The following is a 21,974-nucleotide window of genomic DNA, read 5'->3' as shown; positions in this document are numbered from 1 at the left end:
TTGGTAAATTGCAGCTTACCCATGTTGTATCTTTTTACAAATCGGAAATATGCCCTGGCCCTGCTTCTGGTCACGTGGTTCGCAGGAGTCCTGTCTTCGCAAGCCCAGACGGAAGTATCCGGACATGTTTATGACGCGGCCACCGGAGAAGTGCTGCCATTTGTGAATGTGAGCTACAAGAATGGCCGGGTAGGCACCACGACCAATGAAGATGGCTACTATTTTCTCAGTACCAATTTTCCAACCGATTCATTGTTAGTCAGCTTTGTAGGCTACAAATCACAGGTCCACCCCGTTAAGAAGAATCAAAAACAAACGCTGGATATCCGGCTTGAATCCAGTCAGATCGACCTGGAAGAAATGGTCATCTATGCCCCTACTGAGAACCCGGCCCATTTGCTTCACCGGAATATCGTTTCCCATAAGAAACTGAACAATAAAGATAAACTGGACGCCTACCAGTACGAGGTGTACACCAAGATCGAATTCGATCTGAATAATTTTAATGAAAAATTCAAAGACCGTAGGATGTTCAAACCTTTCCGGTTCGTATTCGACAATGTGGATACAGCGGAAAACGGCAAGCCCTACCTGCCCATGGTGATGAGCGAATCCATCTCGGATTTCTATTACAAGAACAAACCCCACGCCCAAAAGGAATTTATCAAGGCAAGCCGCGTTTCCGGCATCGACAATCAAAGTGTTTCACAGTTTACCGGAGATATGTATCAGGACTTCAACATCTATGATAATTTCATGGTGATCTTCGGAAAAAACTTTGTAAGTCCCATTGCCGATAATGCCCTGTCATATTATAAACTCTTTCTCATGGACAGTGCCACCATCGATGGAAAATGGTGCTACAAGGTGGTCTTCGAACCAAAACGCAAACAAGAACTGGTCATGGTGGGCCACTATTGGGTAACCGACACCACCTATGCCATTACAAGTATAGATATGGAGATCGCCCCAGGTGCCAATCTCAACTATGTGGATGAAATGTTTATCAAACAGGAATTCCGGGAGGTGACCGACAGCGTCTGGATGTTGACACGGGAGGAGCTACTGGTAGACTTCAACCTGACCGAAAAGTCCATGGGATTTTTCGGGCGAAAGACATCCATGTATGATCAGTTTGTGATCAACAAACCCAAGGACAATGCCTTCTATACTGCAGATAACATCATTGTAGCTGAGGATGCCAATGCCAAAGATGAGGCGTATTGGGAAACAGCTCGTCATGAACCCCTCACCAAAACCGAGGCCACCATTTATGCCACCGTGGATTCGGTTCAAAGTCTTCCCGCCTTCCGAACCTATGTGGACATTATAACCATGTTCGTGACCGGCTATGAAAAATGGGGCTTGTTCGAACTAGGACCTTATTTTACCACATACAGTTTCAACGCCCTGGAGGGAAACCGGCTTCGGTTCGGAGGAAGGACCAGCAATAAGTTCAGCAAGAAACTTGAACTGAACGGATATGTGGCCTATGGCTTCAAGGATGAGGTGTTCAAATATGGTGGCGGTTTCCGTTACCTGTTCACAAAGCATCCCCGTCAGATGCTGGAAGGATCATTCAAATACGACATGGAACAACTGGGGCAAAGCCAGAATGCATTCAGGGAAGACAACATCCTGGCTTCCGTACTTCGACGGGCTCCCTTTGATCAGCTGATCATGACACGTGAGGCCAAAGGTTATTATGACATCGAATGGTTTCCCGGTTTCAGGAACCGCATCGGCATGATGCACAAACGATTCATTCCTCAGGCAAATCTGGGTTATAAGTACATTGATGATGATGGCCAGTTAAGGATCAAGGAAGAAATTGCCGTCAGCGAGATCCAATTCTACACCCGGTTCGCGCACAATGAGAAATATGTTTCAGGGGAGATGGACCGCATCAGTCTGGGCACAAAATATCCGGTGATCCAGTTCCAGTATACCCTGGGCATCAAAGATCTGTGGAGCAGTGACTATGGTTATCACCGGGTGAATCTGAATATGCGCCATTACTTTTACATCGGTCCGTACGGATATACGTCATACATCCTGGATGCCGGTAAGATATGGGGGAAGCTGCCATATTCACTGCTCGAATTGCACCAGGGCAACGAAACATATACTTCGGACGAATATGCTTTCAACATGATGAACTACATCGAGTTTGTCAGCGATCAATATGCCAGCCTGACCTTCACACACCACTTCGAAGGATATTTCCTGAACCGCATTCCCCTCTTCCGGAAATTAAAATGGCGAGAGGTGATCTCCGGTAAAACGGTTTACGGCACCCTGCAATCATCCAACAAAGATGTGGTGATCTTCCCTGAAGGCCTGTCGGATTTGGGCACACCATACATGGAAGGAAGCATCGGCATTGAGAATATCTTTAAGATTATCCGCATTGACCTCTACCGCCGCCTCACCCACCTGGACAACCCCGGAGCACCTAAATTGGGGATTCGCGGAAACATTACCGTTATGTTCTGAGTTTTATCCCGTCCCGGGATTCGCTATTTTCGGGGCATCATTCATTTGAGAAATATGATTTTACAAACCCGGGACCTCTTCAAGAAATACAAGCAACGCAATGTGGTGAACGGTGTCTCCATTGAGGTCAGCCAGGGCGAGATCGTTGGGCTTCTCGGTCCGAACGGCGCAGGTAAGACCACCACATTCTACATGATCGTGGGGCTGATCAAACCTTTCAGTGGGAACATTTTTCTCGACAACAAAGTGATCACCAAGGAGCCCATGTACAAACGTGCGCGTCTGGGTATCGGCTACCTCCCACAGGAGGCATCCGTATTTCGTAAACTGAGTGTGGAAGATAACCTCATGGCCGTTCTGCAGATGACGAAATTGAGTAAGGCGGAACAAAGACACAAAATGGAATCACTGCTCGAGGAATTCGGACTGGGGCATATCCGGAAAAACCTGGGGGTATTCCTTTCGGGTGGAGAACGCAGGCGTACCGAAATTGCACGTGCCCTGGCCGTGGACCCTTCTTTCATCCTTCTTGATGAACCTTTTGCAGGCGTAGATCCGATCGCGGTGGAAGACATACAGGACATCGTATCGAAGCTGCGGGAAAAGAATATCGGCATCCTCATTACCGACCATAACGTACATGAAACATTGTCTATCACAGACAGGGCTTACCTGCTTTTCGAAGGATCAATCCTCAAAGCGGGAAGTGCAGAAGAGCTGTCGCAGGATGAACAGGTGCGAAGGGTTTACCTCGGAGAGAAGTTTGAACTGAGACGGTAGTAAAGTTTAAGGTTTAAAGTTACAGGTTCCGTCAACCTTAAACATTAAACCTTAAACCTGAACCAATTGAAAATCGTAACTTTCCATGATCGGATTGGAGAGCAGTTTTTTGCATGCGGTATTCACCATATCCTCTGCCGCCGCTTTATCCGCCGCCTCCACTTCAAGACTGATGTGTTTTCCGATGCGCACGTTGGCCACCGAGGCCAGGCCGATATTTTTCATGGTGGAAGAAACCGCCTTTCCCTGCGGATCCAATAGTGCCTTCAGCGGCATCACGTCAATCTCAGCTATGAACTTCATGTTGTAATGGTTTTAACTTCTTCTTTCTTTCGTGCAAAGATATTGAAATGTAGAATGGAGAACACCATATAAACAACCATGATCAGTGGAACGGCCAACATTCCCAGTCCAGCCAACATGCCCGCAGATAAAATCAGCAACATCCATCTGGCTTCATTGCCCTTCCATTCCATGTGTTTAAACTTCAATGACAACATACGCACGGGAGCGATCATCCACAATGAAAAGATCAGACCGAAGACAATGAGCACCCTGGTATTGAGCAGCAACATGGCAAGCATGCTGTCAAATTCGCTCAGGTGCCCCATGTTGTGAAAGGTGATGATCGTCTCATCATACGGCAACGCCTGATAACCTACGTCGATCTGTTTTAGCAATATGACCGGCAATGAGGCCACCGCCATGGCAGCAGCAGGCGAGGGAAGCCCTTTAAAATAACTTCTTTGCTCCGGGTCGATGTTGAAACGGGCAAGTCTCCACGCCGCACATAAAGTAAAAACGAATGGTATGGTCAGCAGAAGAATATTGGTAATGTCAAGGTCCCGGAATGCGGATACATCCATGTAGATACTGGAAAAATACCGCATACGGCTGATCTCGAGCATCCTGAACATGATCACCCCCGGTGCCAGTCCGAAGGTCACCACATCAGCCAGTGAATCAAGCTGAACACCAAGCTCCGATGTTACCCTGAGCAACCTGGCGACAAAACCATCCAGGAAGTCCAGGATCAGAGCAACCCCGATCAGGTATGAAGCCCAGAGGAGATTACCCTTGAAAGCTGACAAGACCGCCAGGCATCCGCAAAACAGATTGCCCAAAGTGATTAAGTGAGGTATGTATCTCAACGGTTCACGAATAAAAAGTTAAAGCTACGATTTTCGTCTTACAATGCGTTCAATTGCTTTGGCTTCATCCTGCTGACATACCCAGATAATACCATACATGCTATTACCGGATAAACCGGAACACGGAACCTTCCCGACGCCAGCGGCCCGGTGATCGATGCGAAGTATAAAGTAACGGTTACCAGGCATACCCGGATCCATGGGGAAATATCGGTGGCCCGGGTAAAACGCATCAGCCCGAAAATAATCCAGAAATTCACGGCATATGTAATGATCATGTACATCCATACTAATAAAGGAAAAGAAGACACATATCGCCACCAACCTGAAACACCTTCTCTACGAAAATGCCAGGCCATACCATGATCATTTTGTGGTCGCATTCCCATAAAGTCATAAAGATCCCATCTTCCTGGATCTATAAAAAACTTAATAATACCCTGCACCTCCATGCGGAGGTAAGTCCACTTATACCTATAAAGGTTCGCCGTACATATCCGCTGCGTGGCTCGCTCACGCGTTGCAAAATCAGGTATGGTATCAAGGCGATTGTGCAACTCATTCATCACGGAATCGGCCGGATCCGGACCCAATGCTTCTCTCAGGGTATAAGCGGTGTTATAATTCAGAAGGTTGAAATTTTGAATGCTGGAAAAATGAAAATACCCCGTCTGCTTGAAATTATATGCGGATAATGAAATGATACCCGATAATGGAATGAGAATCACAACCATAACCACGGGACGGACCTTCTTCTTCCAAATCATCACCGCAAGCAATACCATCATAGGTATAACAAAAAGGTACATAATGGGTTTGGTAAGCATGGCTGCCACGATAAGTAGCTGCCAGATCACAAGATGACGCGTGGAACTGGTTTTTAAAAAACATATGCCATGGTATAATCCCCAGATCAGCCATGTTTGAAAAAAAACTTCCGACATGATGACGTTGGCCAAAATATACTGGGAAGGAAACCACAGGATTACCAGTAGCCACCATGGAAATTGTTTTACACCTGTGATCTTTCGTACGCAGAGAAGCATCAACCACACATTCAGCAAGCCAAGCAGGTTTTGTGCCGCCAGGATCAGGTATGGAGAGGATGAAATGAAACGAAGCATCGTTATGAACAGTCCATAAAACGGTGGCCGTCTGCTTACCAATGCCGGAAGAAACGGTTCATTCAGGTCTCCGCAATACATCAGGCCATGTACCCGCAGATTCTCCGCCAATCGCAAATAATCCGTTGCATCGGATAGTGGCCAGCCATAATAAAGGTTCACCTCATAGCATGCATAAACAAAAACAACTGCGTGTATCACGAAGCCTATCAAAATAAATAGCCGGATGGGAATGTTATATACACCGTATTTTTTCATCTTTGCTAATAACGAGACTCACATGAATGTAACCAATTGCTTGTTACCAAGTATAATCACCGATTGTATGAAACCAGGGCGTTTAAAGATAGACAAAGTACTTTACCGGCTCGGTGCGATTACTTTTCTCGTATTCCTATGCCCCTCCATCTCCCATGCCCAGGCACCAAAGTACAGCAATGAATTTATGGCCATCGGCGTCGGTGCCAGATCCTTGGGAATGTCCAATGCCATGGTGGCTTCCGTAAATGATGCAACCGCAGGATATTGGAATCCCGCCGGACTCCTACGCATTGAAAGCAACATCCAGCTCGCCCTGATGCACGCTGAGTATTTCGCAGGCATCGCCAAGTATGACTACGCTTCCTTTGCCACACCCATCGACAGCAACAGCGCATTGGGCATGTCCCTGATCCGCTTCGGTGTGGATGATATCCCCAACACCACAGAACTTATTGATGCCAACGGCAATGTTGATTTTGACAGGATCACCTCATTTTCTGCCGTAGACTATGGTTTTCTGCTTTCATATGCCCGAAAGGCACCCTTCCTTCCCGGATTGCGATACGGTGTCAATGCCAAGGTCATTCACCGCAAAGTCGGTGACTTTGCAAGAGCCTGGGGCTTCGGATTGGAACTGGGCGCACAATACGAATGGGGGCCGTGGCAATTCGGCGTCATGGGACGTGACCTTACGTCCACCTTCAATGCATGGAGTTATAGCCTGAGCGATCAGATGCAACAGGTGTTTGCAGCAACAGGTAACGAGATCCCCGAAAATTCTCTGGAGATCACCCTGCCCAGATTTCAGTTCGGCGCAGCAAGAATGATTGAGTTCAAACAGAAATTCTCTCTGCTCGCCGAATTAAATGTGGACATCACCTCCGATGGAAAACGTAACGTTTTGATCGCCGCCCACACGTTCAGTGCAGACCCTCACATGGGTTTGGAATTGGGCTACAACAAAATGATCTTTTTACGCGGCGGTGTTGGAAATATTCAGAAAGTCACCAATCTGGACGGAGAACAGGAACGGACCTTTCAACCCAACCTCGGCCTCGGGCTAAAACTCAAACGCCTGTCCATCGATTATGCCATGACGGATATAGGCGATCAGTCCGTGGCCATCTATTCCAACATTTTCTCGCTTAAACTGGATATCGTCAGAACCGACAAATGAGAACTTTTCTATTCATAGGAGTATTGTGCTTGGGGATGATCATGCCCGCGAAAGCACAATATGGAAATGAGTGGATTAACTATCAGCAAACCTATTTTAAGTTTCCAATTACCAGCGATGGTATCTACAGGATATCCTTCACCACTCTGGCCAATGCCGGCGTTCCTGTGAACACCATTGATCCGCGAAATCTCCAGATTTTTGGACGTGGACAGGAGATATTCATTTATGTGGAAGGCGAATCTGATGGAATCTTTAATCCTTCAGACTACATCGTATTCCATGCCAGCGGTAATAATGGTTGGCTTGACCAAAAGCTCTATAAGAACGGAAACGTACAAGGCAACCCTGACTACAGTTTATTCACCGATACCGCTTACTACTTCCTCACCTGGAACCAGTCTACCACGAATAGCCGGATGACTTCTGAAAATGATGTGGCTTTCGGTAACTACACCGAAGCATCCTGGTTCTATAAAACCTACAAGGTTGCTCTGAATAATACCTACTATCCGGGAAAGCTCGACAGCAGGGGAAGCAGTGATGCGGAATACATCACAGGCGAAGGATGGATGGGACCTGCTCTCTCACTCGGCGCAAGTGCCACTTACAACCTTCCTGTTAGCAAGATATTTACCGGCGGCCCCGATGCAACCTATACCATGGATCTCTACGGCGCTTCCGGAACGGCACATCATACCAGACTAACCATGGCCGGACAAACCTGGGATACCATCTATTCCGGTTATGGTCATGTTCCTCACAACGGTAGCGTGCCCGTTAGCGGACTCATTGATCCGATCACCCCGCTGACACTCACCAGCATCAATGACCAGGGTGCCCCGGCCGACCGAAGTGCCTTGGCCGTGTTTCACCTGACCTATCCACACCTGACAAATCTTGAAGGCAAAACTTCTTTTTCTTTTACTGTTCCTGATGCCACCGGCCAATCAAAAACGTATCTGAGGATGTCTTCCTTCAACGACCTGGGCAGCCCCACATGGCTGTATGATGTAACCTCTAACAGGCGCATCAAGGTGATTAAGAGCGGCGGTTTATACCATGCCCTGGTAACGAACAGCGGTAAAAACAAGACCTGCTGGATGGTTTCGGAAAATGGTATTTCGGAGGTCGTGAATATCAGGAAAGCAACATTCACGGGCAAATTCACCGACTACACTTCTTCCGCTAATTCATACGATTACCTGATCATTGCGGGTGAAGAACTGGTCATCGATGCCGGCTTATACAAAAATTACCGGGCAAGTATAGCAGGCGGCGGATATAAACCGATCGTGGTGAATGTTGAAGAGTTATACGATCAGTATGCGTATGGCGTAAAAAAACATCCGCTGGCCATCCGGTCTTTTTGTGACATGGCATTGAATGTCTGGGCCGGCCCACCAAAATACCTTTTTCTGATGGGTAAATCCATCCACGCCCATGACGAAAACACCGCATTCGGCTTCCGGAGAAACAAACAAAATTTTGAAAATTGCCTGGTGCCCAGCTTCGGTAATCCGTCCAGCGATGTACTGTTTACCGCCGGACTCGGAAGCGCCAGTGGACTGGAACCTGCATTGTCCACCGGAAGACTCGCCGCCAACAGTTCAGAAGAGGTACAGCTTTACCTCGCCAAAGTGATCTCCTATGAAAGCCAGGAACCGGCAGAATGGATGAAGCGAGCCATTCACTTTGGCGGAGGTTCCGATTTCAATGAGGCAGAAAGATTCAAGGGCCATCTGTATGAATACGAACAGTCCATCAGCGATACGAGTTTCGGTGCGGTCGTATACACGTTTTCAAAATCTACTGCCGACCCGATTCAGGTGAATCTGTCCGACTCAGTTGCACAACTGATCAACAGCGGGGTCTCTATCATGACATTTTTTGGCCATGCCACATCAAGCGGTTTTGATCAGAATGTGGATGCTCCGGAGAACTTCTCCAACAAAGACCGCTACCCCTGGATTGTGGCTAACTCCTGTTTTGCAGGAAACATCCATCTGTCCGGAACAGGCAGCGTGAGTGAACAGTGGATGCTGACCGCCAATGGCGGCTCCATCGCTTTTCTCGCTCAGGTTGGACTTGGCGTGGAATATTACACCCATGATTATTCGAAAACCCTGTTCCAGCATTTCTCTGGTGATATGTATGGCATGCCGGTAGGTGACCAGATCAGGCAAACGATCAGTGACATTCAGAGTTCCCTGTGGCCCTGGAAAGCAACTGTACTTGAGATGACCTTGCACGGAGATCCCGCTGTTCGCATCAACACCCAACTCAAACCGGATTATACCATATCATCCCCATATGTCTACTTTAACCCTGAAGAGATCACCAATGAAACCGATAGTTTCGATGTGCACCTGATCATCAGGAACCTGGGAAGGGCCATTCGCGATTCATTTTATGTAGAGGTAGAACGTTACCTGCCGGACGGTACGCTGGGACAGGTCATCAACCATATTGCGGATGCACCGTCCTACAAAGACACCATCGAATTCCGGCTTCCCGTTGACCTGGCCCTGGGAATCGGTTTGAACCGCCTGCAAATTTCAATTGACGATCTGGACGAGATCGATGAACTCAGTGAGAACAATAATTTCTTGTCCGTTGATTTCCTGATCAAGTCCAACGACATCCTTCCCGTTTATCCCTATGAGTTTGCCATCGTCCCGAATGATCAGGTCACGCTCAAGGCAAGCACCTCAGACCCGCTGGCTCCTTTAAAATCATACCGGTTCGAGATTGACACCACTGATGCCTTCTCTGCCCCATTAGCCTCCACCACGTTGTCTGGTGTTGGTGGCGTCATCTCCTGGCAACCTGCCTTGACTTTGACAGACAGCACCGTGTACTACTGGCGGGTCAGTCCGGACTCCACCTCCACCCAGGGTTTTAACTGGCGTAACAGCTCGTTTCAATACATCGATGGACGGATCGGATGGGAGCAGGCACACTTTTTCCAATTCCGGAAAGACAAATACAACCTGATCAGCTTTGATGAACCGGAACGCGACTTTGATTTTGTAAACAATGCAGGAGCACTGCAATGTAAAACCAAGGGCTCGAACAATTCGTCGCCCTGGCCTCATGAATATTCAATCAACGGAACGGTTACAGACTACGGCGCCTGCACTGGAACACCCTCCATTCACGTAGCTATATTGGATTCTCTGTCACTGAAACCGTGGAATACAGCGGAGTACACAAACTTTGGACATGCAAATTGTCTAGGTTGTTGCCCGGGCAGGGCGCGCCCAGAAAATTACTTCATCTTTCGATCGGGTGATGCTGTTCAGCGTGATTCACTGCTAAGTTTACTCCAAAAAATACCGAATGGTAATTACGTTCTTCTTTATACAGTTTTTGGCGGACAATTCAATCTGTGGAGTAGTGCGTTAAAAAATAAACTGACCGCTATGGGTGCGACCCTGATCAACGGTCTGGCAAATGACCAACCGTATATCTTTTTTGCACAGAAAGGCAATATTGCTTCTGCCATAGATACAGCAGGTGCCAACTCCTTTGCCGCTATCGAGATCAACAAACTGCTGACAAACGTATGGTATCAGGGAGACTTGACCTCCACCGTCATCGGTCCCGCCACTGCATGGAATACGCTGCATTACAGGCAGCGACCACAGGACGCCGGTGCCAGTGACGAACTCAGACTTTCTGTGATCGGTATCAGGAAGGACGGGTCCGAAGCAACCTTGGTCGATACCACCGCCGTTGATTCCCTCTGGATTTATCCCGATGTGCCATCAGGTGAATTCCCTTATCTCAAACTGAATGCATTTATCAAGGATGACTCCTTAAGAACACCCACTCAGATCAAACGCTGGCAGGTGGTCTATGATCCTGCACCGGAAGCAGCGCTCCTTCCAAACCTCGCTTTCTCACTGGAAAACGATACGGTGCAGGAAGGTGAGTTTATCAAAGTCCGCCTGGCAGCCGGCAACATTGGTGATGTGGATATGGCTGACAGTTTATTGGTGCAGTATTGGATCCAGGATGCCAACCGCAATCGTCACGATTTTCCGGTCTACCGCGTAAAACGCCTACTTGTAAGTGATACGGTGAATATTGCCTTTGATCTTCCCACCCAACAACTGAACGGCGACATCACCGTGTGGGTGGAGGTCAATCCGTTTAATGCATCAAAAGGAACCTACGATCAACCGGAACAATACCATTTCAACAACATCCTTCAAACCGCTGTCCATATCAACAAGGATATTGAGAACCCGATCCTGGATGTAACATTCGACGGTATGCATATCCTGAACGGTGAAATTATTTCAGCCAGACCAGAAATATTTATCCGGCTTACAGATGAAAATCCCTGGCTGGCACTGGATGACACCAGTCTTTTTGAAGTTTACCTGAAAGAACCGGGAAGCATTGAAAACAAACGAATCTACTTTATACAGAACGGACAGGTTGTGTTGAACTGGACACCGGCAAGCCTTCCCAAAAACCGGTTTGAAATTGCCTACCATCCTGTATTTACCCTGGATGGCAGTTATGAAATGCAGATCAGGGCGAAGGATGCTTCCAAGAACATTTCCGGGAGCGGAAACGGCGTATATGATTATACCATCCGGTTTGAAATTGTCAATCAATCGACCATCACGAATGTGGTCAATTATCCCAATCCCTTTACCACGTCCACCCGGTTCGTCTTCACCCTAACTGGCTCCGCCATACCTGATGATTTCCGCATTCAAATCATGACCGTGTCAGGAAAAGTGGTCAGGGAGATCAGCCGTGAAGAACTGGGCGACCTTCGGATCGGCAAGAATATTACATCATTTGCCTGGGACGGCACCGACCAGTTCGGCGACCGATTGGCAAACGGCCTTTACCTGTACCGGGTCGTCACCCGTATCAACGGATCGGACATCGAGCACATGGACAGCAACCTGGACCAATATTTCCACAGCGGCTTCGGCAAAATGTATCTTTTCCGGTAAAGCTTCTTCCTATTCATATTCCCTTTACCCCAGATTATGCATTAGGAGGCGCCTTTCGCGCTGAACTATATGTATTAGCTGGGGTTATCCCGCATTAGAAAATCAAGAATCCATTCCGAAGCAAACAATCGGTATCCTATGATTTTCTTATGCGTCATGCAATAGCTTTCTTCTATATGCATGATTTGGGTTTACCTGATTTATTTTATCAATATGTATCTTCGCCTTCCTTACAACTGAAAGGTGAGACGGCTATTATACATTGCAGCGATGGTAGTCTCGGGCGGACTCTTCGCCCTGGGATGGCCCGGTATCGGAAACATGCCATGGTTCCTGTTTGTAGCATTCGTTCCGATTCTCTGGCTGGAAGATGAATTGGCCTCCCGACGGGAAGCAGGGGAATCCCACAAAGGATTTTTCTGGTACGCCTTCCTGGCCATGTTCCTGTGGAACATGTTCACCACCTGGTGGATCTGGTGCGTAAAAGAAGGCCTGGCTACAAAGCTGATCTCCGCCGGCACCGCATTTATATTGAATGGCCTGTTCATGGCCATCGTCCTGCGGTTGTTCCGGTTTGCCAAAAGACACCTGGGTGTGCAGCGTGGACATATCGCTTTCGTGCTGTTCTGGATGACGTTTGAATACCTTCATTATCACTGGGACCTGTCTTATCCCTGGCTTACCCTGGGCAATGCCTGGTCCGATACCACTTCCTGGATACAGTGGTATGAGTACACCGGTGTCAGTGGCGGAAGCCTTTGGGTGTTGCTGATGAATGTTCTCCTGTATCGGGCAATTCGCGACTTCCGTGCGCACAACAAGCGATGGAAAATTTTCGGTGGCATCTCGGTATCCGTTATTTTCCTTCCGCTCATCTGGTCTACCCTGATCCGGTCAAACTACCAGGAACCGAATGACCCCATAGATCTGGTGGTCATACAACCCAATATCGATCCATACAGCGAGAAGTTCGGCAGTATGACACCACAGGAGCAACTTCAGAAAATGCTCTCATTGGCTCAACCACTGATGGATGAAAATGTCGACTATGTGATCGGCCCGGAGACCGCCCTGCCACAAGCGATAAATTGCGACCGGTTGGACAGCAACCCCCTGCTGGAATATATCAACGCATACCTCGCACCCTTCCCCGACGCCCGAATGGTAACCGGCTTTTCCTGTTACCGAAACTATGACACCAACAAACGACCATCAGAGACTGCACGTAAAAGAGAAGATGGAACCTGGATGGATTTCTATAACTCAGCGCTCCAGACAGGTGGAGGAGACCCCATCACCATCTATCACAAATCACAGTTGGTATTAGGTGTAGAGAAAATGCCCTTCCCCTGGTTGTTCAATCCCATCCAGGAACTGATATTCGACCTTGGCGGCACCACCGGAACTTTGGGCACACAGAAAGAACGCACGTTGCTCACATCATCCTCAAATGATTTCAAGATCGCTCCGGTCATCTGCTGGGAATCCGTTTATGGCGATTATCTGGGAGAATATATGCGCAATGGCGCAGACGCCATCTTCATCATCACCAATGACGGTTGGTGGGACAATACACCGGGCTCCGTTCAACATCTGGCTTACGCCCGCTTGCTGGCCATTGAATTCCGACGGGGAGTCGGACGTTCCGCAAATACCGGCATTTCAGGCTTTATCTCCCCGTTGGGGGAAGTGATCCAACCTACGGGATGGTGGACTGCAACAGCTATCCGTGACAAGATCAATGCGAGCGATGAAATCACTTTCTATGCAAGGTATGGAGACTTCCTCTATCGCATTTCCGCCTGGCTGGGTTGCTTTCTTCTTCTGTTTGCCATCGCTATCAAACTGAAAAACGGAAAACAGAACAAAAAGGAAAGCCACACTTCTGCAATGCATTGACCGCAGCATTGTTTACCTTTGGAAAAAAATTTTAGCATGACTGAGTACGACATCACTGTGATCGGATCCGGACCCGGCGGGTATGTAGCCGCTATCCGGTGCGCACAGTTGGGAATGAAGACCGCACTGGTTGAAAAATACGCAACCCTGGGTGGTACCTGCCTGAACGTAGGCTGTATCCCTTCAAAAGCACTGCTGGATTCTTCGGAGCATTACCACAATGCTGAAAAGCATTTCAAGACCCACGGCATCATGATGTCCGGCCTTAAGACGGATTTCAAACAGATGGTCTCGAGGAAAAATGACGTGGTCAAGCAATCCACAGACGGTATCAACTACCTCATGAAGAAGAATAAGATCGATGTCCTGCAAGGCATAGGTTCCTTCGAAGATGCCAATACCATTGCCATCAAAGATGATAAAGGAAAAATACAAAAGATAAAGACCAAAAAGACGATCATCGCAACGGGATCCAAACCGTCATCCCTGCCGGGCATCGGGATCGACAAGAAAAGGATCATCACCTCCACGGAAGCCCTCAGTCTGGACAATGTTCCGGAGACCCTGGTGCTGATCGGTGGTGGTGTCATCGGCCTCGAACTCGGATCTGTTTACGCACGTCTGGGTACCAAGGTGACTGTGCTGGAGTATATGGATGCCATCATTCCTACCATGGATCGCGGATTATCCAAAGAACTGCAACGTACCCTTTCCAAACTCGGCATGACCTTCAAGCTGGGATATAAGGTACAGTCCGCATCTGTAAAAGGTAAAACGGTTACGGTAAAAGCAGAGAATAAAAAAGGAGAAACCGAAAGCTTCACCGGTGACTATTGTCTGGTGGCTGTGGGAAGAAGGCCGTACACGGATGGACTGGGATTGGATAAGGCCGGTGTAAAAACCGATGAACGTGGCCGTGTAGAAGTAAACGAACACCTCGAGACCAATGTGAAAGGTATTTATGCCATCGGTGATGTGGTGAAAGGCGCCATGCTGGCCCACAAGGCCGAAGAAGAAGGTGTGTATATCGCAGAATGGATCGCCGGACAAAAACCGCATATTGATTATAACCTGATCCCCGGTGTGGTTTATACCTGGCCTGAGGTTGCATCTGTAGGCGCTACCGAGGAAATGCTGAAAGAGAACGGTACCCCGTATAAATCCGGTTCATTTCCCTTTAAGGCCAGCGGCCGAGCCAGGGCAAGCATGGACACCGATGGGTTTGTGAAGGTACTGGCTCATAAGGATACCGACGAGATCCTGGGTGTACACATGATAGGCCCAAGGGCAGCAGATATGATCGCCGAGGCCGTTGTTGCCATGGAATTCAGAGCATCCGCCGAAGATATCGCACGCATTTGTCATGCACATCCCACATTCACGGAAGCCATCAAAGAAGCTGCCCTGGATGCCACCGATAAGCGTGCCCTGCATACCTGATGAAACAAAAGACCGGTATTTTACTGATCAATCTGGGAACACCGGATTCTCCATCTGTAGGAGACGTGCGCACTTACCTCAGGGAATTTCTGATGGACCCCTATGTGATTGACATTCCCTTATGGAAACGGTTTTTACTGGTGAATTTTATCATCGCACCATTCAGGGCGCCCAAGTCTGCCAAACTTTACAAAGAGATCTGGACGAAGGACGGATCCCCTCTGCTGATCCATACCCGTAACCTGGCAACACGCTTAGAGGAAACACTGGGAGAATCCCACCAGGTCAAATGGGCCATGCGCTACCAACACCCCGGTATCGGGGAAACCATCACGCAATGGAAAGAATTACATGACCTCAGCGAGCTGGTGGTGATCCCACTATATCCGCAACCTGCCTCGTCCAGCACGACATCCACCATCGAATTGGTGCGACGTATTTTTAAGAAATACAGCTTGAAAATACCGGTGAGGATCGTGGATAAATTCTACGACCATCCGTCATACCTGGATGCGGTGGCCGCTTCCGCTTCCGGAATCTCCTTTGCAGAGTACGATCACATCCTGTTCAGTTTTCATGGGGTGCCCGAAAGACATATTCTGAAGGATGATCATTCCGGCGTTTGCCGCATCAACGACTCCTGTTGCGGACAGATATCAGAGAAGAACGAAAAATGCTACCGCGCTGCCTGTTTTCACACCGCCAGGGAAGTAGCCAAACGCCTCCGAATACCCGATAACGGTTTTACCGTTTGTTTTCAATCCAGACTGGGAAGTGATCCCTGGGTGCAACCCTATACGGACAAGGTAATCGAGGAAATGGGAAGGAAGGGCAACAAAAAGTTATTGGTGTTCTCCCCCGCATTTGTGGCCGACTGCCTGGAGACCATTTATGAGATCGGTGTGGAATACCAGGAGCTCTTTCAACAGTTCGGAGGCGAAAAAGTAACGCTGGTCCCCGGATTGAATGACCGGCCTGAATGGGTGCAAACGGTTGCGGAGCTGGCCTTACAATCCGAGCAGCAGCCGGCCTGACCCGTCTTCGGACCAGATAATATTTAAACCATGCGATCCTACCATCATTTCCGGATCAATCACCCGCACGACTTCCTACCCAGGTTATTGGCATGGTGCACCCAACGTAATGAGAACATCGCCCTGCTCAACAGCAACGGATACCAACCGCAAACTTTTGATGCGCTGGCAGCCATCGGTTCCACCACTTCTTTTTCATGTTCCTATGCGGAAAAAGAAGGCGCCCTGGAAAAACTGGACGCCTTTCAGCAGCAACACCGCGACTGGATGTTCGGTTTTCTCAGTTATGATGTGAAAGATTCGATTGAGGATGGCAGCAACATCCATCAACCTCATCCACCTGTTCCGTTGATTCACTTCTTCATCCCCACCTGGCTGATCCGCATTCAGGGAACGGATGTGGAGATCGGTGTTGCGGAGAACAGCACCGCTGCATCCGCCGAAGAAGTCTTTGATCAAATTTCCCGAACCGAACCGCTGCAATCGTCATGGCCGGAAAACATGCGCATGCAATGCCGCATGCCCCGTGACACATACCGGAAACAGGCGGAGACGATCATCGACCATATCCGAAGAGGGGACATTTATGAAATGAACTTTTGCCAGGAATTTTACAACGAACACATGCAACTGGATGCACCGGCTGCCTTCCTGCATTTATCCGAACACGCCCCCAGTCCGTTCTCCGCTTACTACAAAACCGGAGACCTGCACGTGTTATCTTCCAGCCCAGAACGTTACCTCAAACGTGAAGGAGAGATGCTCATTTCCCAACCAATGAAGGGCACCATCCGCAAAGGGAAAGATAAGGCTGAGGACAACGAATTGATCGATGTGCTAAGACTTAGCCGTAAGGAGCAAAGTGAAAATGTGATGATCGTTGACCTCGTACGCAATGACCTGTCCCGGATTCAGGGCGCCGTCAACGTAAAAGTGGATGAGTTGTTCGGGATTCAAAGCTTTCCGAGGGTGCATCAGATGGTATCCACCATCAGCGCTACATTGAATGAAACAGTAAGCCTTGGAGAATGCATCAGGGCCACGTTTCCAATGGGCTCCATGACCGGTGCTCCCAAGATCAGGGCCATGGAACTTATTGATCGCTACGAAGCCACCGGACGCGGACTCTATTCCGGAGCCCTGGGTTATGTCGATCCCGAAGGAAATTTCGACTTCAATGTGATGATCCGTACCTTGTTGTATCATGCCGATTCAGGCTACACCTCTTTGTCTACCGGAAGCGCACTGACCATACAGGCAAACATTGAAACGGAATATGAGGAATGTCTGCTGAAAGCATCCTCCGTTTTGAATTCGCCGCCGGAATGCAAATCCACCTGAGATCACAAACAGAATTATGCTGAACGCATTTAAGAAATTCATCAAATCCCAGAATCTCCTCGACGACAAAAGACACTGTCTGATTGCTGTGAGCGGAGGGGTGGATTCCGTGGTGCTGACGGATCTGATGCATCGTGCGGGTATTCCATTCGCCATGGCCCACATGAATTTCAAACTCCGGGGACGTGACTCTGAAGAAGACATGCGATTTGTAAAAGCACTGGCCAAAAAATACAAGGTACCATGCCACATCAAAGAGCACGCGCTAAAACAAAAGGGAAACAAAGGGGGATCTGTTCAGATGGCCGCACGCGACGCACGCTACGAATGGTTCAGGGAACTGGCCGGTAAGCACCATTATGACCGCATCGCCACTGCTCACCATCAGGATGATCAACTGGAAACAGTTTTGCTGAACCTCACCAAAGGAACCGGATTGGCGGGTTTGCATGGCATCCTGCCGCATCACGATCACCTCATACGGCCGCTGCTCTTCGCCTCCAGGAAGGACATTGAGAAATACGCACGACAGCGTAAACTCAAATTCAGGGAAGATGCGAGCAACCTGGATAAGAAATACCAAAGGAACCTGATTCGCCATGATGTGATCCCTGCACTTAGGAAGATCAATCCCTCCGTTGAGCAAACCATGGCATCCAACATCGAACGGTTCAGACAGGCAGAGGCGATCGTAAAAGATACCCTCAGGGTGTTTCGGGAGGAGGTGCTGAAGCAGGACAGGGAAGATCATTTCATTGAACGGTGGTGCCTGACCCCAAGACCCGGACTTGCCCTGATGATGGCTGAAGTTTTGAAACCATTCGGCTTTGGTGAGGATGAGGCCACTTACCTGATCGGCAAGGAAAAACTACGCACCGGCCACACGCTGACATCTGCTAGTCATCAACTGGTGGTTGGTCATGACCGCATTGTGATCCGGAAAAAGGAAACAGACAAGAAAGCAACATCCGACTGGTCCTTTGAAGGAAAAACATGTGAGACCCCTGTTGGCAGATTGCTGATGAACCGGCTCAAAAAACCGCCTGCCAACCTGAAGACACAACGGCATTTCATCTATGTAGATGAAGATCAGCTGAATGGTCATCTACATATCCGTTACTGGAAAAAAGGTGATGCCTTTAAACCGCTGGGTATGAAGGGAAAAAAGAAATTAAGCGATTTCTTCACCGAACAAAAGGTCCATCGCCTCGACAGGGACCGGATTCCCTTGCTATTTGCGGGAAACAAGCTGATATGGGTGATTGGTTACCGCATGGCGGACCATGTAAAGGTCACTGGAAAAACAACCGGGGTGATCCGCTTCACCTGGAAGCCCAATCCGTGAAAACAATTGAAAATAAAGGGAATAACCTGTTGAAAACTTCCCTTGACTTTGAAACTTTAATTGCATAGCTTTCGTTTTATATTCCTACAGGACATTCGATCCTCTTCAGATTATTTCATTTTTTTAATACCAAACCTATGCTTGGACAGGAAATACTAAACCATGCCCGTGCCATTGAAAAGGAGCTTATCGGGAATTTGCGGTTCAGAAAGACTGAGGTGCTGAATAGTAAGGAAGATATTTTTGCGCGGAAGAAACTATTGGAGATCGCCACTACGCTGGGTAATGTGTATAGGAGAAAGGTTAAGATCCTCTTTGAGACAGACGAAAACCTGAATAAGGTGGAAACGACTGTTTGGGCCACGACGGAAAACAATATCGTACTCAAAGGCGGCCGGACCATTCCCATACATTGCATCAGGGAAGTGCGAATCTTTTGACGACCTGCATTTTATGGTTATTTTGGCTGTGGTGTTAAACGCCACAGCCTTTTTTTATGACCGAACCGAAGAAACAACAAGCCCACCTCCTCTTTCTTATCCTTGCCGGCATTTTCATCGCCTCACTGGTCGCCTGTAACCTGATCTTTCAAAAATTCTTTACCTGGAGCCCCTTCGGCTGGTATACCTTTGAGATATCCGTTGGCATCCTGCCTTACCCCATCACCTTCCTCGTCACCGATATTATTTCTGAGATTTACGGACGAAAAAAAGCGAACCAGGTCGTCCTCTCCGGTCTCATCGCCAGCGTATTTGTCATGGGGGTGGTGCTGCTGTCCTCCGCCGCCGAAGCTACCGCATGGTCGCCGGTAAACGAAGACCAGTTCAATCATGTATTCGGGATGACAGGCGCAGCGGTTGGCGCATCCATGGCCGCCTACCTGGCCGCGCAGTTTGTGGACATCCGCCTGTTTCATTTCTGGAAACGCCTGACCAATGGTAAGCACCTCTGGCTTCGGAATAATTTTTCTACTATCATTTCCCAACTGGTGGATACCACCGTCGTTCTGGTGGTACTTTGCAGCCGCGGTGCAATACCATGGGATAAATTCCCGTCTCTTCTTGAAAACGGTTTTTTGTTTAAAGTGCTGGTCGCCCTGGCAGATACCATTCCTTTTTACATCTGCACCTGGATGTGCAGAAGGGCATTCGGCCTGAAATTCGGAGAGGAAATAAGGGATTGAATATGGCAACCACCGACTTTATCGAAAACACCTTAGTTTTGTGCGTCCCATGAAACAATCTGTAAAAGCCATATCCTTCAGTCTGCTCACCGCAGGGATTGTTATGATTTCTATCCTGGCGTGCCGTGGCAAAACAGAGAAGGTTCCCGGAAATACCATATCTGTGAACGTTCATCCCGAATCCGCTGAACCCGCCTTTACACCCCAACTCTTTGATCCGGTGCACTGGAACTTTTTTGCAACCAACCTGGGGAATGGCAAATATGAAGTGGTATTCAAAGCCAAGATCGATAAAGGCTGGCACCTTTACTCACAGGATCTGGAAGAAGGGGGTCCCCTGCCCACGGAGTTCTACTTTCAGGAACCCGACGGTTACATCCTCAAGGGACGTGTGAATGAAACAGGACACCTCGAAGAAGAGTATGTGGATGTCTTTGATATGACGGTGAAACAATACAGCAATTGCGTTGCCTTCTGTCAGATCGTGGAAGCCCCCGCTCCCGGCGCACAGGTTAAAGGAGGTATCAATTACATGGCGTGTTCCAGTGGCGTGGATGGCACCTGTACCCCTCCGCTTCAAAAATCATTTACCATCGTTTTACCTGAAGGTGATGCGCAAACGAGCCGGTGCGGATGTGGTGCGGAAAAGCAAAAGACCAACGGTCAGAAAACGGCTGAACCATCTGACGAAGGAAAAACGGGAACAAACGAACCAATGCCAGGCAACGAGGTCCTGCCGGTAGATGGTGATTCCGCTGATGTTGTAAGACCGACCGGCATGGATACCATACCTGAAGACACCACGGCAGCAACAGATGGCTCAGATCAAGGTAATATGGGAACGGCATTTATGGATGATGAATGTGGCTCCATCGAAGGCGTAACATCCAGCAACATGTCACTCGTGGCCATCTTTCTCGCAGGCTTTCTGGGTGGCTTCATCGCATTGCTTACGCCTTGCGTTTTTCCGATCATTCCGCTCACTGTTTCCTTCTTCACCAAATCAAGCACAACGTATAGGAAAGGTCTGAGCAATGCCCTTTTGTATGCCACAAGTATCATCGTGATCTATGTGGGACTCGGACTCGCCATTACGCTTTCGGTTGGCGCACAGGCACTGAATGATATGGCTGCCAACGTATATTTTAACATGGCATTCTTTGTCATCTTTGTGGTGTTTGCCATTTCTTTCTTCGGCGCTTTTGAGATCACATTGCCCAGTTCATGGGCAAATAAAATGGATAGCATGTCTAGCCGGGGTGGAATGATCGGTATCTTTTTCATGGCATTTACATTGAGCCTCGTTTCATTCTCCTGTACCGGACCTATTATCGGAACCCTGCTGGTTGAAGCCGCCGTGCAACGCAATATCCTGGCACCTGCCCTGGGCATGACCGGTTTTGCACTGGCACTGGCACTCCCCTTTGCCCTGTTTGCCGCATTTCCGGCATGGCTGAATGCCCTGCCCCGTTCCGGCAGCTGGCTGGGGACTGTGAAGGTGACGCTGGGCTTTCTGGAGCTGGCGCTGGCGCTCAAATTCTTTTCCAATGCAGATATGGCCTACCACTGGAACCTGTTGGTGCGGGAAACCTTCATTGGCTTGTGGGTGGTGATCTTCGGACTGATGGCGCTCTACCTCCTTGGCGTGCTGAACATGAAAAGGCCAGGGTGGGGACGCATGACTGTGGGCATCCTGGCGCTGGCCTTCACCATTTACCTGGTACCCGGCCTGTGGGGTGCACCGGTGGACCTGATCAGCGG

General features: G+C 48.7%; 15 protein-coding genes. 12 read left to right on the top strand and 3 right to left on the bottom strand.

Annotated elements, in window-relative coordinates:
* The first annotated feature begins 21 nt into the window (after window positions 1-21).
* Together KDD36_06910 and lptB are read left to right on the top strand one after the other, a co-directional pair.
* A complete protein-coding gene (locus KDD36_06910; GenBank protein MCB0396364.1) occupies window positions 22-2,496 on the top strand; it encodes a carboxypeptidase-like regulatory domain-containing protein in 2,475 nt (824 codons plus the stop codon).
* A gap of 54 nt (window positions 2,497-2,550) precedes the next feature.
* Window positions 2,551-3,276 (top strand): LPS export ABC transporter ATP-binding protein, encoded by a 726-nt coding sequence (lptB, locus tag KDD36_06905; GenBank protein MCB0396363.1) that lies wholly within the window; start codon window positions 2,551-2,553, stop codon window positions 3,274-3,276.
* 51 nt (window positions 3,277-3,327) lie between these two features.
* Here lptB and purS read toward each other — a convergent pair whose 3' ends face one another.
* From purS to KDD36_06890, 3 genes are all read right to left on the bottom strand, one after another.
* The gene (purS, locus tag KDD36_06900; protein ID MCB0396362.1) at window positions 3,328-3,579 is read right to left on the bottom strand and encodes a phosphoribosylformylglycinamidine synthase subunit PurS; all 252 of its coding nucleotides are present in this window, start codon (window positions 3,577-3,579) and stop codon (window positions 3,328-3,330) included.
* Window positions 3,576-4,400 (bottom strand): CDP-alcohol phosphatidyltransferase family protein, encoded by an 825-nt coding sequence (locus tag KDD36_06895; GenBank protein MCB0396361.1) that lies wholly within the window; start codon window positions 4,398-4,400, stop codon window positions 3,576-3,578. The genes purS and KDD36_06895 overlap by 4 nt, the downstream gene beginning before the upstream one ends.
* A 65-nt stretch (window positions 4,401-4,465) precedes the next feature.
* Window positions 4,466-5,809 carry a hypothetical protein gene (locus tag KDD36_06890; GenBank protein MCB0396360.1) on the bottom strand — a complete coding sequence of 448 codons (1,344 nt, stop codon included), beginning with the start codon at window positions 5,807-5,809 and terminating at the stop codon, window positions 4,466-4,468.
* A gap of 67 nt (window positions 5,810-5,876) precedes the next feature.
* Between KDD36_06890 and KDD36_06885 the strand changes: the two genes are divergently transcribed.
* The 10 genes from KDD36_06885 to KDD36_06840 all read left to right on the top strand — a co-directional run.
* Window positions 5,877-6,989, top strand: a complete 1,113-nt coding sequence (locus tag KDD36_06885; GenBank protein ID MCB0396359.1) for a PorV/PorQ family protein — start codon at window positions 5,877-5,879, stop codon at window positions 6,987-6,989.
* 41 nt (window positions 6,990-7,030) lie between these two features.
* Window positions 7,031-11,971 (top strand): hypothetical protein, encoded by a 4,941-nt coding sequence (locus tag KDD36_06880; protein MCB0396358.1) that lies wholly within the window; start codon window positions 7,031-7,033, stop codon window positions 11,969-11,971.
* A 243-nt stretch (window positions 11,972-12,214) separates the two neighbouring features.
* Window positions 12,215-13,870 (top strand): apolipoprotein N-acyltransferase, encoded by a 1,656-nt coding sequence (gene lnt, locus KDD36_06875; GenBank protein MCB0396357.1) that lies wholly within the window; start codon window positions 12,215-12,217, stop codon window positions 13,868-13,870.
* A 36-nt stretch (window positions 13,871-13,906) separates the two neighbouring features.
* Window positions 13,907-15,310: a dihydrolipoyl dehydrogenase gene (gene lpdA, locus KDD36_06870; protein ID MCB0396356.1), complete on the top strand. Its 1,404-nt coding sequence runs from the start codon at window positions 13,907-13,909 to the stop codon at window positions 15,308-15,310.
* Window positions 15,310-16,344 carry a ferrochelatase gene (gene hemH, locus KDD36_06865; protein MCB0396355.1) on the top strand — a complete coding sequence of 345 codons (1,035 nt, stop codon included), beginning with the start codon at window positions 15,310-15,312 and terminating at the stop codon, window positions 16,342-16,344. The genes lpdA and hemH overlap by 1 nt, the downstream gene beginning before the upstream one ends.
* Before the next feature lie 30 nt (window positions 16,345-16,374).
* A complete protein-coding gene (locus tag KDD36_06860; protein ID MCB0396354.1) occupies window positions 16,375-17,685 on the top strand; it encodes an anthranilate synthase component I family protein in 1,311 nt (436 codons plus the stop codon).
* Window positions 17,686-17,701: 16 nt separating this feature from the next.
* A complete protein-coding gene (tilS, locus tag KDD36_06855; protein MCB0396353.1) occupies window positions 17,702-19,030 on the top strand; it encodes a tRNA lysidine(34) synthetase TilS in 1,329 nt (442 codons plus the stop codon).
* 137 nt (window positions 19,031-19,167) lie between these two features.
* Window positions 19,168-19,470, top strand: coding sequence for a hypothetical protein (locus KDD36_06850; GenBank protein ID MCB0396352.1), 303 nt, complete (start codon window positions 19,168-19,170; stop codon window positions 19,468-19,470).
* Between the two features lie 56 nt (window positions 19,471-19,526).
* Entirely contained in the window at window positions 19,527-20,213 is a 687-nt protein-coding gene (locus KDD36_06845) for a queuosine precursor transporter (protein ID MCB0396351.1), read from the top strand.
* Window positions 20,214-20,745: 532 nt separating this feature from the next.
* A partial coding sequence (locus KDD36_06840; GenBank protein ID MCB0396350.1) for a thiol:disulfide interchange protein occupies window positions 20,746-21,974 on the top strand: 1,229 nt, incomplete at its 3' end.

The organism is Flavobacteriales bacterium (assembly GCA_020435415.1).
GTDB lineage: Bacteria > Bacteroidota > Bacteroidia > JACJYZ01 > JACJYZ01 > JACJYZ01.
The sequence above is the reverse complement of the archived record's forward strand: the minus strand, read 5'-3'. Positions and strand labels throughout refer to the sequence as shown.

What these genes read in the sequence shown, in the direction of transcription:
- KDD36_06910 (MCB0396364.1), top strand. Translation starts at nt 22, where the DNA reads ATGTTGTATCTTTTTACAAATCGGAAATATGCCCTGGCCCTGCTTCTG.
- lptB (MCB0396363.1), top strand. Translation starts at nt 2,551, where the DNA reads ATGATTTTACAAACCCGGGACCTCTTCAAGAAATACAAGCAACGCAAT.
- purS (MCB0396362.1), bottom strand. Translation starts at nt 3,579, where the DNA reads ATGAAGTTCATAGCTGAGATTGACGTGATGCCGCTGAAGGCACTATTG.
- KDD36_06890 (MCB0396360.1), bottom strand. Translation starts at nt 5,809, where the DNA reads ATGAAAAAATACGGTGTATATAACATTCCCATCCGGCTATTTATTTTG.
- KDD36_06885 (MCB0396359.1), top strand. Translation starts at nt 5,877, where the DNA reads ATGAAACCAGGGCGTTTAAAGATAGACAAAGTACTTTACCGGCTCGGT.
- KDD36_06880 (MCB0396358.1), top strand. Translation starts at nt 7,031, where the DNA reads ATGCCCGCGAAAGCACAATATGGAAATGAGTGGATTAACTATCAGCAA.
- lpdA (MCB0396356.1), top strand. Translation starts at nt 13,907, where the DNA reads ATGACTGAGTACGACATCACTGTGATCGGATCCGGACCCGGCGGGTAT.
- hemH (MCB0396355.1), top strand. Translation starts at nt 15,310, where the DNA reads ATGAAACAAAAGACCGGTATTTTACTGATCAATCTGGGAACACCGGAT.
- KDD36_06860 (MCB0396354.1), top strand. Translation starts at nt 16,375, where the DNA reads ATGCGATCCTACCATCATTTCCGGATCAATCACCCGCACGACTTCCTA.
- tilS (MCB0396353.1), top strand. Translation starts at nt 17,702, where the DNA reads ATGCTGAACGCATTTAAGAAATTCATCAAATCCCAGAATCTCCTCGAC.
- KDD36_06850 (MCB0396352.1), top strand. Translation starts at nt 19,168, where the DNA reads ATGCTTGGACAGGAAATACTAAACCATGCCCGTGCCATTGAAAAGGAG.
- KDD36_06845 (MCB0396351.1), top strand. Translation starts at nt 19,527, where the DNA reads ATGACCGAACCGAAGAAACAACAAGCCCACCTCCTCTTTCTTATCCTT.